Origin of the sequence: Pelagibius sp., assembly GCF_965227505.1 — a bacterium.
GTDB lineage: Bacteria > Pseudomonadota > Alphaproteobacteria > Kiloniellales > Kiloniellaceae > Pelagibius.
In genome coordinates this window covers 1,994,102-2,009,213 of sequence record NZ_OZ245757.1, presented here as the reverse complement: position 1 = coordinate 2,009,213, position 15,112 = coordinate 1,994,102, and the positions used below count along the sequence as shown (strand labels likewise).

Annotated in this window: 14 protein-coding genes; 12 read left to right on the top strand and 2 right to left on the bottom strand. The window is 66.4% G+C overall.

The window, feature by feature from the left end:
- Nucleotides 1–2: 2 nt before the first annotated feature.
- From ACO06P_RS09415 to ACO06P_RS09370, 10 genes are all read left to right on the top strand, one after another.
- Entirely contained in the window at nucleotides 3–1,505 is a 1,503-nt protein-coding gene (locus tag ACO06P_RS09415) for a sugar ABC transporter ATP-binding protein (RefSeq protein ID WP_420349860.1), read from the top strand.
- Nucleotides 1,498–2,481, top strand: a complete 984-nt coding sequence (locus tag ACO06P_RS09410; RefSeq protein WP_420349859.1) for an ABC transporter permease — start codon at nucleotides 1,498–1,500, stop codon at nucleotides 2,479–2,481. Before ACO06P_RS09415 ends, ACO06P_RS09410 begins: the two co-directional genes overlap by 8 nt.
- Nucleotides 2,478–3,464: an ABC transporter permease gene (locus ACO06P_RS09405; protein ID WP_420349858.1), complete on the top strand. Its 987-nt coding sequence runs from the start codon at nucleotides 2,478–2,480 to the stop codon at nucleotides 3,462–3,464. Before ACO06P_RS09410 ends, ACO06P_RS09405 begins: the two co-directional genes overlap by 4 nt.
- Nucleotides 3,461–4,309 (top strand): sugar phosphate isomerase/epimerase family protein, encoded by an 849-nt coding sequence (locus ACO06P_RS09400; RefSeq protein WP_420349857.1) that lies wholly within the window; start codon nucleotides 3,461–3,463, stop codon nucleotides 4,307–4,309. The genes ACO06P_RS09405 and ACO06P_RS09400 overlap by 4 nt, the downstream gene beginning before the upstream one ends.
- Nucleotides 4,309–4,977, top strand: a complete 669-nt coding sequence (locus tag ACO06P_RS09395; RefSeq protein ID WP_420349856.1) for a nucleoside/nucleotide kinase family protein — start codon at nucleotides 4,309–4,311, stop codon at nucleotides 4,975–4,977. Before ACO06P_RS09400 ends, ACO06P_RS09395 begins: the two co-directional genes overlap by 1 nt.
- Nucleotides 4,978–5,183: 206 nt before the next feature.
- Nucleotides 5,184–5,984 (top strand): inositol monophosphatase family protein, encoded by an 801-nt coding sequence (locus tag ACO06P_RS09390; RefSeq protein ID WP_420349855.1) that lies wholly within the window; start codon nucleotides 5,184–5,186, stop codon nucleotides 5,982–5,984.
- 385 nt (nucleotides 5,985–6,369) lie between these two features.
- Complete coding sequence (locus tag ACO06P_RS09385; protein ID WP_420349854.1) at nucleotides 6,370–7,404, top strand: ABC transporter substrate-binding protein; 1,035 nt, start codon at nucleotides 6,370–6,372, stop codon at nucleotides 7,402–7,404.
- Nucleotides 7,405–7,453: 49 nt separating this feature from the next.
- Nucleotides 7,454–9,667 carry an ABC transporter permease gene (locus ACO06P_RS09380; protein WP_420349853.1) on the top strand — a complete coding sequence of 738 codons (2,214 nt, stop codon included), beginning with the start codon at nucleotides 7,454–7,456 and terminating at the stop codon, nucleotides 9,665–9,667.
- Between the two features lie 13 nt (nucleotides 9,668–9,680).
- Nucleotides 9,681–10,748 carry an ABC transporter ATP-binding protein gene (locus ACO06P_RS09375; RefSeq protein ID WP_420349852.1) on the top strand — a complete coding sequence of 356 codons (1,068 nt, stop codon included), beginning with the start codon at nucleotides 9,681–9,683 and terminating at the stop codon, nucleotides 10,746–10,748.
- 69 nt (nucleotides 10,749–10,817) lie between these two features.
- A complete protein-coding gene (locus ACO06P_RS09370) occupies nucleotides 10,818–11,831 on the top strand; it encodes an arginase family protein (protein WP_420349851.1) in 1,014 nt (337 codons plus the stop codon).
- A gap of 8 nt (nucleotides 11,832–11,839) precedes the next feature.
- Here ACO06P_RS09370 and ACO06P_RS09365 read toward each other — a convergent pair whose 3' ends face one another.
- Nucleotides 11,840–12,565: a ThuA domain-containing protein gene (locus ACO06P_RS09365; protein WP_420349850.1), complete on the bottom strand. Its 726-nt coding sequence runs from the start codon at nucleotides 12,563–12,565 to the stop codon at nucleotides 11,840–11,842.
- A gap of 250 nt (nucleotides 12,566–12,815) precedes the next feature.
- On the opposite strand from ACO06P_RS09365, the gene ACO06P_RS09360 reads away from it, so the two are divergent.
- Both ACO06P_RS09360 and ACO06P_RS09355 read left to right on the top strand, forming a co-directional pair.
- Nucleotides 12,816–13,436: a TetR/AcrR family transcriptional regulator gene (locus ACO06P_RS09360; RefSeq protein ID WP_420349849.1), complete on the top strand. Its 621-nt coding sequence runs from the start codon at nucleotides 12,816–12,818 to the stop codon at nucleotides 13,434–13,436.
- A 115-nt stretch (nucleotides 13,437–13,551) separates the two neighbouring features.
- Nucleotides 13,552–13,839, top strand: coding sequence for a YciI family protein (locus tag ACO06P_RS09355; protein WP_420349848.1), 288 nt, complete (start codon nucleotides 13,552–13,554; stop codon nucleotides 13,837–13,839).
- Nucleotides 13,840–13,856: 17 nt separating this feature from the next.
- On the opposite strand, the gene ACO06P_RS09350 is transcribed toward ACO06P_RS09355, so the two are convergent.
- Nucleotides 13,857–15,095, bottom strand: a complete 1,239-nt coding sequence (locus tag ACO06P_RS09350; protein WP_420349847.1) for an ArgE/DapE family deacylase — start codon at nucleotides 15,093–15,095, stop codon at nucleotides 13,857–13,859.
- Between the last annotated feature and the right edge of the window lie 17 nt (nucleotides 15,096–15,112).

Below are 15,112 nucleotides of genomic sequence, written 5' to 3'. Positions count from 1 at the left end.
TTATGGCTGAGCAGGCCGCGCGGGGGGCGGTGCTGGCGATGCGCGGGGTCTCCAAGACCTTCGGCGGCGTCAAGGCCCTCGACGATGTGTCCTTCACGGTGCGCCCGGGCGAGGTTCACTGCCTGGCCGGCGAGAACGGCTCGGGCAAGAGCACGGTGATCAAGATCGCCACCGGCGTCTACACGGCCGATGCGGGGGCCAGTATCGAGATCGCAGGGCAGAGCGTCGCAGCACCGACTCCGGGTTTGGCGCGACGCCTGGGCATCGCCGTGATCTGGCAGGACCTGGCGCTCTTCCCGGAAATGACCGTCGCCGAGAACATCGGCTTTGAGGCGCTGCTGGGCGCAAGACCCAAGCCGGTGGCGCGCCGGCGCATGCGCGAGACGGCAGCGCGGGTGCTGGCCCGCCTGGGCGTCGCGCTGGACCCGGACGCGCCGCTGCGCCGCCTGCCCATCGCCAAGCGCCAGATCGTCGCCATCGCCCGCGCCCTGGTGGGCGAGGCGCGGCTGATCTTCATGGACGAACCCACCGCTTCGCTTACCCAGGCCGAGACCGATCACCTGCTGGAGATCGTGCGCAGCCTGTCCGCCTCCGGCGTGGCGGTGGTCTTCGTCAGCCACCGCCTGGCCGAGGTGCTGGAGGTCTCCAGCGCCGTCACCGTGCTGCGCGACGGGCGGCTGGTGGGGGTCTTCCCGACCGAGGGCATGACCCAGTCCCGGCTGACCGAGTTGATGACCGGCCAGACCTTCGACAGTGCCGTGGCCGCGCGCGACCGCAGCGCGGCCCCGCCGGTTCTCGAACTGAAGGGCCTGACCCGCGAGGGCGAGTACGCCGACATCGACCTCACCATCCGCAAGGGCGAGATCCTGGGCATTACCGGGCTCATCGGCGCCGGGCGCACGGAGTTGGGTCACACCCTCTTCGGCATGACCCGTCCGGACCGCGGCGAGATCCGCCTGAACGGCCAGGCGGTGCGCTTTCGCTCCAACGGCCAGGCGATCCGTGCCGGCATTTCCTATGTTTCCGAGGACCGCCTGTCCCTCGGCCTCATCCAGCCGCAGTCCATTGCCGACAATCTGAGCCTCACGGTGCTCGACCGGCTGCTGACGCTTGGCCTCATCTCGCCGGGGCGCAAGGCCAGCCTCGTCGATCATTGGATTCGCGAACTTGCCGTGAAGATCGGCACACCCGCCGACCCCGTGGCTACGCTTTCCGGCGGCAACCAGCAGCGCATCGTCTTGGCCAAGTGGCTGGCGACGGAGCCGCGGTTGTTGGTGCTCGACGCCCCGACGGTGGGTGTCGACGTCGGCGCAAGGGCCGGCATCTTCGCCATCATCCGCCGTCTCGCGGAGCAGGGGCTGGCGATCCTGCTGATTTCCGACGAGGCGCCGGAGGTCTATTTCAATGCCGACCGCGTGCTGCACATGGCAGGCGGGCGCATTATTGGCCACTACGATCCCCGCGCGACGAGCCTCGCCGAACTGGAACAGGCGGTCTATGCGTAGACTGATCCACGCCAATGCCACCGAGGCCTGGCTGATCCTCGTGATCTTCGCTCTCGGGCTGTTTCTTTCCCTGACCACCGATCAGTTCTTCACGCTGGTGAACTTCACCGACCTGCTGAACACCTCCGCCGTCAACCTGATCTTCGCCATGGGACTGGTGGTGGTGCTGATCGCCGGGGCCATCGACATCTCTTTTGCGGTGGCGGCGTCGGTGGTGCAGTACGTGGCCGCGCTGGCGCTGATGGCGCTGGGCGGCGGCAACTGGGTGCTCGGCTTCCTCATCGCCGGGACCTGCGGCATTCTCTTGGGCGCGGTGAACGCGGCGCTGATCCATCACTTCCGGATCATCTCCATCGTCGTCACCATCGCCACCTTCAACGTCTTCTTCGGCCTCTTGATGTTCTTCACCCGCGGGGTTTCGATCTACAACCTGCCGGACTGGTGGAGCGACCGCATCATTCTCTGGGAGTACGAGACCGCCAGCGGCGCCTGGGCGGAGATCACCCTGCCGGTGCTGGTGATGGTCTTCGCGGTGATTGCCACCTGGCTGCTCATCAGCCACAGCTCCACCGGGCGCCAGCTCTATGCCTACGGCGACAACCCGGAGGCAGCGCGGCGCATCGGCATCTCGCCCGGCGCGGTGCAGTACATCGCCTTCGGCTGGCTCGGCCTGATGCTGGGCATCGCCGGACTGATGCAGGTGAACTACGCGCAGGAGGTGGTGCCCAACGCCCTCTTCGGGCGGGAGTTGGACGTGCTGGCCGCTGTGGTCCTGGGCGGCGCGCGCCTGGGCGGAGGGCGCGGCACGGTGCTGGGCTGCGTGCTGGGCGTCCTGCTGATCGCCATCACCGAGAACGGCCTCAACCTGCTGGGGGTCTCGCCCTATGCCTTCAAGATGGTGGTGGGCGGCATCATCCTGGCGGCCATCACCCTCTCCAACCTCTCCCTCGAAAGCCTGGCGGGGCGGCGGCCATGATGGACGAGCTGAAAGCGCGGCTGGGGCCGGAGGTGTTGGGCCTGACGGTCTTCCTGCTGGCGGTCATGCTGGTCTTCTCCTTCCTCAGCGACCGCTTCCTCACCAGCGCAAACTTCGGCTCCGTCGCCGTGCAGTTGCCGGAACTCGGCATCCTCACCCTTGCCATGCTGTTGCCCATTCTCTCCGGCGGCCTGAACCTGGCGATCATCTCCACCGCCAACATCTCGGCGCTGACGGTGGCCTGGGTGCTGCAGGTGAACGGCGGGCCGGAGGCGGGCATGGGCGCCTTCCTGCTGGGCGCCGCCCTGGCGCTGGCGGTGGGGGGTGCCGCCGGCTTCGTCATGGGGGCGGTGACCGCTGTTTCCGGCGCTCATCCCATCCTTGTCAGCCTGGCGATGATGATCTTCCTGCGCGGCCTTGGCGAATACCTGACCCGCGGCGGCGACATCTCCGGCTTTCCCGATTTCGTCGCCGCCATCGGCCACGGCAGCCTTCTGGGTATCCCCGCGCCGCTGATCGTCTTTCTCGCCTGCGTCGCTGTCTGGCAGGTTCTGCTGGGGCGCACGCGCCTCGGCTTCTTTACCTACATGGTCGGCTCCAACATCGAGGCGACGCGTTACTCCGGCGTCGACACCAAGCGCGCCCTGATGCTGATCTACACCCTCTCCGGGGTGATGTGCGCCATTGCCGGCATCGTCATGATGGCGCGCTTCAACTCGGTGCGGGTCGGCCACGGCGAGGCCTATCTCCTGATCACCGTGCTGGCCTGCTTCCTGGGCGGCGTCGATCCCTTCGGCGGCTTCGGGCGGGTGGCTTCCGTCCTGCTGGCCCTGGTGATCCTGCAAATTCTGTCCTCCGGCCTGAACCTGCTGGGGGCCAACCAGCACCTCAGCACCGCGGTCTGGGGGCTGTTTCTCATCGCGGTCATGGTCCTGCGCTTTGGCTGGAAGCGATGGTTCGAAAGAAAGAGAGGCAAGACATGAAGGGTCTGGGCGTACACACGAGCCTCTGGGCCATGGAATGGACCCGGCAGGGGGCCGAAACCTCGGTGGCTGAGGCCAAGCGCTACGGCGTCGACTTCATCGAGATCGCGCTTCTCGATCCCCCGGCGGTGGACACCGCCCACACCCGCGCGCTGCTGGAAGCCGCGGAGATGACGGCGGTCTGCTCCCTCGGCCTGCCGGAGAGCGCCTATGCCTCGCGGGACCCGGAGAAGGCGGTGGAGTTCCTTTCCCTGGCCATCGACAAGACGGTGGAGATCGGCGGCCTGGCGCTCTCCGGCGTCACCTACGGCGGCATCGGGGAGCGCACCGGCGTGCCGCCGACCCAGGCGGAGGTCGACAACGTCGCCCGCGCGCTGGAGGGTGCGGCCAAGTACGCCAGGACCAAAGGCATCGACCTGGGCATCGAGCCGGTGAACCGCTACGAGAACCACATCATCAACACCGGCCGCCAGGCGGCGGAGATGATCGCCAAGGTGGGCGCCGACAACATCTTCATCCATCTCGACACCTATCACACCAACATCGAGGAGCATGGCGTCGCCAACGGCATCCTCGCGGCGCGCGAGCACCTGCGCTACATGCACATGTCGGAGAGCCACCGCGGCGTGCCCGGCAGCGGCACCTGCGACTGGAACGAGATCTGCGGCACCCTGGTGGCCATCGGTTTCGACGGCGGTCTGGCGCTGGAGAGCTTCATCAACCTGCCGCCGCAGATCGCCTCGGCCCTCTCGGTCTGGCGGCCGGTCGCCGACAGCGCCGACCAGGTGATGCAGGAAGGCCTGCCCTTTCTGCGCAACATGGCCCGTCAGTACGGGCTCGTCTGATGACCCCTGCCGGGCGGACGACGGCGGAGGGGCCGCTGGATCCGGAAGGCTTCCTGGCGACTCTGGAGGAGATGCTGTCGGATATCCCGGAGGGCGAGCGCCGCCTGATTGCCATCGCCGGGGCCCCGGCCTCCGGCAAGACCACCCTGGCCGCCGAAGCGGAGCGGCATCTGAATGCCACGGCGCCGGGCTCCGCCGCCGTGCTGCCCATGGACGGTTTCCACTACGACGATCAGGTGCTGGTGCCGCGCGGCTGGCGGGCGCGCAAGGGGGCGCCCCATACCTTCGACGTCGGCGGTCTTGCCGCCATGCTGGCGCGGCTGAAGCGCAACGACGAACCCGCTGTCGCCGTGCCGCGCTTCGACCGCACGCTGGAGATCGCCCGCGCCGGCGCCGCCCTCATCGACCGCTCCGTGCGTCTCGTGCTGGTCGAGGGCAACTACCTGCTGTTGGACGAAGCGCCCTGGGATGCGCTGGCGCCTGCCTTCGACCTCACCGTGATGATCCGTGCCGAGGAGGCGGCTCTGGCCGAACGTCTGCGCCGGCGCTGGGTCGACCACGGCCTCGACGCCGCCGGCATCGCCGCCAAGCTGGACGACAACGATCTGCCCAACGCCCGCCTGGTCTACGCGAAGAGCCGGGCGGCGGACCTTGAAGTGCTGAGTTAGCGCAGGCTTGCAGTGCGTCGGAGCGGCACACTAGACTGGCGGCCTCACAGAGGGACGCCGCGGGCCCGGTGTGCGACAGTATCCGTTCCGTCCAAGCCGCTGAGAGCAGGCGGCGGACTTGTCTGGAGCGCGCGCCCGCAGGTTTGCCGCAGATCCTCCCGTCTGGTTTCCATGCCGCGCCGATGAGAAAAGGAACGCTTCCGGCCATGGACGCTCGCTATGCCCTTGCCCAGGATCTTGCACGGGAGGCCGGCGGCCTGGCCTACGGCTACTATCGCCGGCGACACGAACTCGCTGTCGAAAACAAGGGTCTGCAGGATGCGGTCTCCGTTGCCGACAAGAAAACCGAGGACCTGATCCGCAGCCGGATCGCGACGCGCTTCCCCGACGACGCCTTTCTGGGGGAGGAAAGCGGTGCGAGCGAAGGCCTGCTCGACGGCCGGCCCATCTGGGTGGTCGACCCCATCGACGGGACGGCCTGCTTTCTGAACGGCATGCCGACGTGGTGCGTTTCGATCGCCCTTGTACAGGACGGCACGATCGAACTGGGTGTGATCTATGACCCGAATGTCGATGAACTCTACGCGGCACGGCGCGGGGAGGGGACGTTTCTCAACGGCGTTCGCCAGCCGGTGCCTTCGGCGAAGGCCTTCAGCGACGGCCTCTTCGGGACCGGGTTCTCCCACCGCTCGCCAACCGGCGACTTTGTGCCCTTCCTCTCGGGTCTGCTGGAGGACGGCGGGCTGTTCCTGCGCAACGGATCGGGCGCCCTGATGCTCGCCTACGTGGCGGCCGGGCGGCTGATCGGCTACTTCGAGCCGCATATCAATTCCTGGGACTCTCTTGCCGGGCTGCTTCTGGTGCGCGAGGCCGGCGGCTGGACCAGCGACTTCCTGGCGGATGACGGCCTGCTGCGCGGCAACCTCTGTGCCGCCTCGGCACCGGACCTGGCGCCGGCTCTGCGCGCCCTGCTCGCGAAGACCGTGCCGCAGCCTGCACGCCCTTGAGCGGCCGCAGCACCTCGCCCGGCTGACCGATCCCTGGCTGTCGGAGCCGGTCCGCCACCGCGCCCCCGCCTTCGCACGCAACGCTTATCCGAAGGCCTTGGCTGGGGAGGGTCCGCTTCGCGCGGCTGCGCTGCCTACTCCGCAGATTGAAAACAAAATTCCATCTCTACTCAGTATGAAATACCTGTTCTAATATTACTGTTTTATGATATTTTTATTGCATAGGGTCCGAAAGCCGCTGAGGCGGTGGATTTTGGCGGCGCTCTTGCCGCTGCCATGCCGCGAAAACCCCTCGCCAACAACGAGTGACCCTGACCGAGGTACCGTGGCCCGCCGCTGCAAGAGACCGGGCCCACGCCATGCCGCGTCACAAGGGAGGAACAAGATGACACGGATATTGGGCAAGGCCGCTCTGGCGGTTTTGACATTGGCACTGGGCGCCGCCGCCGGCTCGGCCCAGGCTGCCGAACGGCTCACGCTTTACTGCAGTCCGCAGATCGAATGGTGCCAGTTGATGGTGGAGGCCTTCACCAAGGAGACAGGCATCGAAGTCGCCATGACCCGCAAATCCTCTGGCGAGACCTTTGCCCAGATCAAGGCCGAGGCCAGCAACCCCAAAGGCGACGTCTGGTGGGGCGGCACCGGTGACCCGCACCTGCAGGCCGCCGAGGAAGGGCTGACCGAGCCCTACAAGTCCCCGACTTTCGATGCGCTGCTGCCCTGGGCTCAGAACCAGGCAACGGCTGCGGAGTCCAAAACCGTTGGCATCTACGCCGGTGCGCTGGGTATCGGCTACAACGAGGAGCTGCTGAAGGAAAAGAACCTTCCGGTGCCGCAGTGCTGGGCGGACCTGACAGACCCTGCCTACAAGGGCGAGGTGCAGATCGCCAATCCCAATTCCTCCGGAACCGCCTATACGACGCTGGCGACGATCGTGCAGATCTTCGGCGAAGACAAGGGTTTCGAGTGGCTGAAGGGCCTGCACAAGAACGTCAATCAATACACCAAGTCCGGCTCGGCGCCGATCAAAGCGGCCGCTCGTGGTGAGACGGCCGTGGCGATCACCTTCATGCATGACATGGTGACCCAGGTGGTCTCCGGCTTTCCGATCAAGATCGTCGCGCCCTGCGAGGGCACGGGCTACGAGATCGGTTCGATGTCGATCATCAAGGGCGCGCGCAACCTGGAAAGCGCCAAGAAGTTCTACGACTTCGCGCTGAGCCCGGAGGTGCAGATGCTGGCCGCCCAGGCGAAAGCCTATCAGGTCCCCTCGAACGCGGGGGCGACGCCGCCGCCTGGTGCGCCGAACCTGGATGAGCTCAAGCTGATCGAATACGACTTCAAGAAGTACGGTTCCTCGGCCGAACGCTCGCGGCTTTTGAAGAAGTGGGACGACGAGGTCGGCTCGTTGCCGCAGTAGCGGGAGTCGACCAAAGGCGAAGTCGCCGCCGAAGTCGGACAACAGCGTGGTGAACAGAACCGTTTGTCTATGGCTGACCGTTGGTTGGCTTGGCTATCTGGTGTTGCCCTGGTACGCCATCGAGTATGGCTTCTGGGCCTTCGACTGGCCGTTTGAGGGCTATCCGCTGGATGGCGAGTCGGCGCCGGCGGTGTTCCAGGTCGCGGTGTCGGGTAAGACCTGGCTCGCGCCTCTCGGGGCAGCGCTTCTCGCGCCGCTTCTGGTGGTCGGGCGGCCGAAGAACGATCCTCTGTTCGGAACCGTGCTCTTGCTCGCCGGCGGCGGCGGCCTTGCCTATCTCGTCGTGCAGGCCTTCGCCATCGGCCTGCGGGGCTGGGATTTCGCCTTTCTGGAGGCGGCCTTTGGCCCGCTGGAAAGCCGGCAGTTCGGCCTGGGCTACGGCGCGCTCCTGGTTTCCTGCGCCTTGCTGTTTTTCCTCACCCAAGGCATCGCCGCCCGCGGGGCCATCAAGGGCGACGTCTTCGTCGTCGGTTCCATTGGCCTGATCATCGCTCTCGTCGCGGCTTTCGTCTTCTTTCCGGTGCTGAACATCCTGACCTCGGCCCTGCACGACAAGGACGGCGCTTTCTCCGCGCTCGCCTTCGCCGACCGCTTCGTCGATCAGAAGATCTGGGGCCTCAAGTGCCTGACCGGCCCCTACTCCTGCGGCGTTGCCTGGAACTCCCTCATCCTCGCGCTCCTGACCGGGCTGTCGACGACGGTGCTGGGTCTCGCCTTTGCCTTGATCGCCACGCGCACCGGCTTCCGCTTCAAGCGTTCGCTCAGGGTTCTGACGGTGCTGCCGATCATCACGCCGCCCTTCGTCATCGGCCTTGCGGTGATTCTCCTGCTCGGCCGCTCCGGCGCGGTCACCCAGTTTCTCGATTTTGCATTCGGCATTCCCGCGACGCGCTGGATCTACGGGCTGCCCGGCATCTGGTTTGCCCAGACCCTGGCCTTCGCGCCCATCGCCTTTCTCGTCATGATCGGCGTTGTGGAGGGCGTCAGCCCTTCGATGGAGGAAGCGGCCCTGACCTTGCGGGCCGATGCCTGGAAGACCTTCACCACCGTGTCCCTGCCCCTGATGCGGCCGGGCCTGGCCAACGCCTTCCTGCTCGGCTTCATTGAAAGCCTGGCCGACTTCGGCAATCCCCTCGTTCTCGGCGGCCGTTTCGGTGTGTTGTCGACGGAGATCTTCTTTTCGATTGTCGGCTCGCAGTACGACCAGGGGCGCGCCGCGGTCCTGGCGATGGTGCTGCTCACCTTCACGCTCGGTGCCTTCTATGCGCAGCGCCGCTGGGTCGGCCGCAAGTCCTACGCCACCGTCACCGGCAAGGGCGATTCCGGCCTCCACGCGCCGCTGCCGCGGCTGGTGACCGGCGCGGCCTATGGCCTGGCGCTGCCCTGGGCGGCGCTCACCCTGGTGATCTATGCGATGATCATGGTCGGCGGCTTCGTCGAAACCTGGGGCCGCGACCACAGCCTTACCCTGCGTCACTACATCGAGGCCTTCTCGATCACCACCAGCGAACATGGCCTGATCTGGAGCGGGGCGGCCTGGAACTCCTTCTGGACGACCATCACCATCGCCACCATCGCCGCGCCCCTGACCGCCTCCATCGGCCTGCTGACCGCCTACCTTCTGGTCCGCCAGCACTTCGCCGGGCGCGACGCCTTCGAGTTCGGCACCATGCTGAGCTTCGCCATTCCCGGCACCGTCATCGGCATCAGCTACATCCTGGCCTTCAATGTCCCGCCACTCGAGCTTACGGGAACCGGAGTCATCCTCGTGATCTGTTTTGTCTTCCGCAACATGCCGGTGGGCGTGCGCGCCGGCATCGCCGCCATGAGCCAGCTCGACCAGAGCCTCGACGAAGCCTCGCTCACCCTCGGCGCCAACACCTTCGCGACGGTCCGGCGGGTCATCCTGCCCCTGCTGCGCCCGGCCATCGTGGCGGCCCTGGTCTTCAGCTTCGTGCGCGCCATGACCGCCATCAGCGCCGTCATCTTTCTCGTCAGCGCCAACTACGATATGGCGACTTCCTACATCATCGGCCGGGTCGAGAACGGCGACTACGGCCTCGCCATCGCCTATTCCTCAACGCTGATCCTGGTCATGCTCCTGGCCATTACCCTGGTACAGCTTGCCGTCGGCCAGCGGCGCATCCGCCGGCGTGGCACGACGGCGGCCGGCGCCGTTGCCGGGCAGGGGGTGGCGCGATGACGGAGGGGCTGTCATGACCCTGCGGGGCAAAGCCGCACGCGTCGCCTTCGAGGGCGTCACCAAGGCCTTCGGCGAGGTCGTGGCGGTCAACAAGGTTTCATTCGAGGTGGAGCCGGGAACCCTGGTCACGCTGCTCGGCCCCAGCGGCTGCGGCAAGACCACGACCCTGCGCATGATCGCGGGACTGGAGATGGCGACCGCCGGGCGCATCCTGATCGGCGATCAGGACGTCACCCAGCTGCCGGCGACGGATCGCGACGTCTCCATGGTGTTCCAGTCCTATGCGCTGTTTCCGCACATGACCGTGGCGGAGAACGTGGCCTATGGGCTGACCATGAGCGGTTTTCCCAAACCGGAGACCCGCGAGCGCGCGGAAGAGGGGCTGAATCTGGTCGGCCTCGGCGGCTATGGCGCGCGCCTGCCGAGCGAACTCTCCGGCGGCCAGCAGCAGCGGGTCGCCGTGGCGCGCGCCCTCGTGCTGGAGCCGGCGGTGCTGCTGTTCGACGAACCGCTCTCCAACCTGGACGCCAAACTGCGCCGACGCGTGCGCGAGGACATTCGCGACCTGCAGCAGAAACTGGGCCTGACCTCGGTCTATGTGACCCACGACCAGGAAGAGGCGCTGGCGGTCTCCGACCGCATCATCGTCATGCGCAATGCCGAGATCGCTCAGGAAGGCAGCCCGCGCGATCTCTACGAGCAGCCCTCGGACAGCTTCGTGGCCGACTTCATCGGCGACGCCAACCTGGTCGATGCGGAGATCGCGGCGGTCGAGAACGGCGTGGCCCAGGTGCGCATCGGCGATGCCGAACAGAGCCTGCCGGCCCGCGGCCTTTCGCCCGGTCCCGTGAAGGTCGCCATCCGGCCTGAGGCCATCCGGCTCGCGGAAAGCGGCAACGGCGGCGTGCTCGAAGCGCAGGTCAGCAAGGCCACTTATCTGGGCAGCCACATGGAATACACCCTGGCGACCCCGCAGGGCGATCTTTTCGCCGTCGATCCGAACATCGACCGCCCCGTCACGGTCGGCAGCGGCGTTTCCATCCAGTTGCTGCGCCACGGCGTCACGCTGGTGCGCGGCTAGGCCCGGCTTCCGTCCGCAGGTAAGATCGCGCCTTCGCTGACGCAATCGAGACGACGGGAGGGCCGGGCCATGGCATCAGACGACGAAGCGCCGCAGACCGCACGCGACCACAAGGCCTTCATGGACGCGCTTTACTGGTGGGGGGTGCCGACCCTGTTCCGCGCGCCGCACGACCCCGATCCGGCGGCCTGCGACATCGCGCTGGTCGGCGTGCCCCACTCGACCGGCAACGGCACCACGGAGCGCGACCAGCACCTGGGCCCGCGGGCGGTGCGCGACATCTCGGCCAACGGCCGGCGCGTCCACATGCACTTCGAACTCGACCCCTGGAATGCCTGCCGCATTCACGATCTGGGCGACGTCCCGCTGCCGGAGGCCAACAACAACGAACGCTGTATCGAACGGATCACCGAGTTCTACCGCGCCGTCGATGCTGCCGGTACGCGGCCGGTTTCCGTCGGCGGCGACCATTCCATCACCGGCGGCATTCTGCAGGCCCTCGGCGGTCCCACGTCACGGCTGACCGGCGGGAAGAAGGCGGCGATCCTGCACTTCGACGCCCACACCGATGCGTTTTCCAACATGAAGCACTTTCTGGGGGCCGAAAAGTCGGCCGCCCATTGGGCCGCCTATCTGGTGACCGACGGCCATGTCGACGCCGAACGCAGCGTTCAGGTCGGCATCCGCGGCAACGCCCGCACGCTCGACTGGCTGAAGCCCAGCTACGATCTGGGCTACGAGGTCATCACCATGGACCGCTACAAGGAGATCGGTGCAGCGCGCTCCATCGAGATCATCCGCGAGCGCATTGGCGATCATCCCGTCTACATCACCTTCGATCTCGACTGCCTCGATCCCATGGTGGCACCGGGCTGTGCCAATATCGAAGCGGGCTGCAACGGCTTCATGATCGACGAGGCCATGGCACTGCTGCGCGCCCTGCGCGGCTTCAACATCATCGGTGGCGACGTCGCCTGCCTGATGCCGACCAAGGACAGTCCCAACAAGATCACCGCGATGGTGACCATGGCCGTGATGTTCGAGATGCTGAGCCTGATCGCCGACAGCCATTTCAGGCCGTAGGCAGGGCGCTACAGCGCCTCCAGCGGGTCGTGATGTCCGAAGCGCCGTGTTCCGCCTGCTGTTGGCGCGGCCCAGCGTGCGGCGTTGCGCAGCACCTGTCGGATCTCGGGCTGCAGGAAGGTGGGGTAGGTCTCGTGGCCCGGGCGGAAGTAGAAGATGCGGCCCCTGCCGCGGCGGTAACAGCAGCCGGAGCGGAACACCTCGCCGCCCTTGAACCAGCTTATGAAAACCAGTTCGTCGGGGGCCGGTACGTCGAAGGGCTCGCCGTACATCTCCTCCTGCGGCAGGTCGATGGTCTCGCCGAGGCCCTCAGCAATGGGATGGCCCGGTGCCACCACCCAGAGGCGCTCGTTCTCGCCCGCGTTGCGCCACTTCAGATCGCAGCTCGTGCCCATGAGATCCTTGAAGACGCGCGCGAAGTGGGCGGAATGCAGCACGATCAGGCCCATGCCGTCGAGGACCCGCGCCTTGACGCGGTCGACGACCGACTGCGGCACGTCGTCGTAGGCGTGATGGCTCCACCAGACGATGACGTCGGTTGCATCCAGCACCGCCTCGGTCAGGCCACAGTCCGGCTGCTCCATTGTGGCGACGGAAACCGCGATGTCGTCTGAGTCTTCAAAGGCGGCGGACAGCGCGCCGTGGATGCCCTGCGGATAGATCTCCAGCACCTCCGGCTTGCGCGTCTCTTCGACGTTCTCGTTCCAGACCAGAACGCGGAGTTTCTTCGACATCGGGCTTTAGTCCCCTGATCGGGTGGAGCGGCGCGCTTACGCCCCTTTACCAGATCGTGGAGTGTGAGCGCCACTGCGAAGGTGCTCCGGCCCCGAAGGGTGCTGGGGCGGGTCTTGCCTGCGCGCTCCATCGCCGTTGACAAACTCGGACGCCCGTCCTAATAAAGAACTCGGACAAGCGTCCTAATTTCTGCTGCCGGCGAAGGAGTGTCTCGTACCAGCGGATTTGGGCGCCCCGGGAGGCGGACTTATGAGTGGCAAGACAACACGCGAGCGGATCGTCGATGCTGCCGACCGGCTGTTCTACCGGCAGGGTTACGCGCATACGTCCTTCACCGACATTGCCGGCGTGGTGCAGATCTCGCGCGGCAACTTCTATCATCACTTCAAGACCAAGGACGAGATCCTGGAGGCCGTGATCGAGTTCCGCCTGGCCAAGACGCAGGCGATGCTCGAGCGGTGGGAGGCTGAGGGGAGGAACCCGGAAGAGCGCATCCGACATTTCATCCACATCCTGATTGCCAACTGGGACGACATAAAGCTCTACGGCTGCCCGGTCGGCACCTTGAGTACGGAGCTTGCGAAACTGAACCACGCCTCGCAGGAAGAGGCGAAGCGTGTCTTTACGCTGTTTCGGATTTGGCTCTGCCGGCAGTTCGCCGCGCTTGGTCACGAGGCGGAGGCCGACGAACTGGCGCTCCATCTTCTCGCGCGCAGCCAGGGTGTCGCCATGCTGGCAAACGCCTTCCACGACAGGGCCTTCGTCGCGCAGGAGGTGAATCAGATGTGCGACTGGGTGGCGTCCTACGCGCAGCCTGCGGGCGGATCCGGGAAACGGAGCGGCGCGGCAAAACGGAGGAAGGCGAAGTGAAAGAAGAGGGCGGACCAAAGGGCTGCGTCCGGACGGTGATATCGGCAGCGCCTTGTACCGGGTCCGCCCGAAGACCGTGATTCAAACCGACTGTTACAGATGGGAGAACGACCCGATGTTTTTCGTCCAGCTCAGGTTTTCGAGCAACAAGGGCCAGGCCGGCCAGTTCATGGAGGGTCACAAAGACTGGATCAAACGCGGCTTCGACGACGGTGTGTTTTTGCTGAGCGGCAGCCTTCAGCCCAATCTGGGTGGCGGGATCGTCGCACACAACACCTCGCTGCCGGATCTTCAAAGCAGAGTGAACGAAGACCCCTTCGTCGCCCAGGATGTGGTGCGCGCGGAGATCATTGAACTCACGCCCTCGCGAACCGACGAGCGGCTGGCGTTCCTTGCCGGCTGAACGGCGTCCTCGACTTCTCAGGCCTTCAACAGATCCAGCAGCGTCAGTGCCACCACCTCGGTGGCTTTGTGCAGGTCTTCCAACGGCAGGCGTTCGTCTGCGCGGTGGGCGTTGGCTTCCTCGATGGTATGGGGGCCGGCGCCGTAGAGCACGGTGGGGATGCCGGCGGCGGTGTAGTGGCGGGCATCGGTGTAGAGCGGTACGCCCTTGGCCGCCACCGGCTCGCCCATCACTTCCGCCGCCCGCGCAGCCAGGCGCTCGGTCAGGTCTTCGCCGCCCTCCAGCGGCATCAGCGGCGCGGCCAGCAGGATGCGCCGGATGGTGACGGTGATCCCCTCGAAGGGCTCGGCCGCCGATTCGATGAGCGCGCGCAACTCGGCCTCGGCCTGCTCGGAGTTTTCCTCCGGGATCATGCGGCGGTCGAGACGGAAGGTGACGCGGTCCGGCACCACGTTGGTGTTGATCCCGCCCTCGATGAGGCCGACGGTCATCTGCGGGCTGCCGATGCCCTCGATCTCCGAAACCGTCTTGCCGAGGTCTTTGCGCCAGTCATAGAGCGCGGAGAGCACGGCGTTGGCGGCTTCCAGGGCGTCGTGGCCGGTGTAGGGCATGGCGGCGTGGGCCGACTTGCCGTGCACCGTCACTTCCAGGTGCAGGCAGCCGTTGTGGGCGGTCACCACGTTGTAGGAGAAGCCGGCGCCGATGGAGAGGTCCGGCTTGCTGAGGCCCTGGTCGATCAGCCAGCGCGGGCCGATCTCGCCGCCGGCCTCCTCGTCGTAGGTGAAGTGCAGTTCGACGCTGCCGTTGAGCGCGGCGCCGTCCGCCGCCGCCCGCTCCAGCGCGATCAGGGCGTAGGTATAGGTGGCAAAGTCGGACTTGGAGACGGCGACGCCGCGCCCGTACATCCAGCCGTCCTCGATCTCGGCGCCGTATGGGTCCTTGGTCCAGCCCTCGCCCGGCGGCACCACGTCGCCGTGGGCGTTGAGGGCGATGACCGGACCCTCACCGAACTTCTTCCGCACAATGAGATTGGTGGCGGAGATCATGCCCGCGGCCTTCACCGTTTCCTCGGGCACCGGGTGGCGCTCAACGGTGAAGCCAAGCTCTTCCAGCAGCACGGCAGCGCGCTCCCCATGAGCGCTGCAGTCGCCGGGCGGATTGTCGGAGGGCATCTTCACCAGCTCCGCCAGGAAGCGGACCTGTGCGTCGCGCTCGGCCTCGAGGGTGGCGCGGATGATGTCTTCTGGATTGCTCATGCGGGTTCTTCTTTTTT

Coding starts and splice junctions, on each gene's coding strand:
- ACO06P_RS09360 (WP_420349849.1), top strand. CDS start 12,816: ATGAGTGGCAAGACAACACGCGAGCGGATCGTCGATGCTGCCGACCGG.
- ACO06P_RS09375 (WP_420349852.1), top strand. CDS start 9,681: ATGACCCTGCGGGGCAAAGCCGCACGCGTCGCCTTCGAGGGCGTCACC.
- ACO06P_RS09370 (WP_420349851.1), top strand. CDS start 10,818: ATGGCATCAGACGACGAAGCGCCGCAGACCGCACGCGACCACAAGGCC.
- ACO06P_RS09405 (WP_420349858.1), top strand. CDS start 2,478: ATGATGGACGAGCTGAAAGCGCGGCTGGGGCCGGAGGTGTTGGGCCTG.
- ACO06P_RS09410 (WP_420349859.1), top strand. CDS start 1,498: ATGCGTAGACTGATCCACGCCAATGCCACCGAGGCCTGGCTGATCCTC.
- ACO06P_RS09385 (WP_420349854.1), top strand. CDS start 6,370: ATGACACGGATATTGGGCAAGGCCGCTCTGGCGGTTTTGACATTGGCA.
- ACO06P_RS09390 (WP_420349855.1), top strand. CDS start 5,184: ATGGACGCTCGCTATGCCCTTGCCCAGGATCTTGCACGGGAGGCCGGC.
- ACO06P_RS09365 (WP_420349850.1), bottom strand. CDS start 12,565: ATGTCGAAGAAACTCCGCGTTCTGGTCTGGAACGAGAACGTCGAAGAG.
- ACO06P_RS09400 (WP_420349857.1), top strand. CDS start 3,461: ATGAAGGGTCTGGGCGTACACACGAGCCTCTGGGCCATGGAATGGACC.
- ACO06P_RS09395 (WP_420349856.1), top strand. CDS start 4,309: ATGACCCCTGCCGGGCGGACGACGGCGGAGGGGCCGCTGGATCCGGAA.
- ACO06P_RS09355 (WP_420349848.1), top strand. CDS start 13,552: ATGTTTTTCGTCCAGCTCAGGTTTTCGAGCAACAAGGGCCAGGCCGGC.
- ACO06P_RS09415 (WP_420349860.1), top strand. CDS start 3: ATGGCTGAGCAGGCCGCGCGGGGGGCGGTGCTGGCGATGCGCGGGGTC.
- ACO06P_RS09350 (WP_420349847.1), bottom strand. CDS start 15,095: ATGAGCAATCCAGAAGACATCATCCGCGCCACCCTCGAGGCCGAGCGC.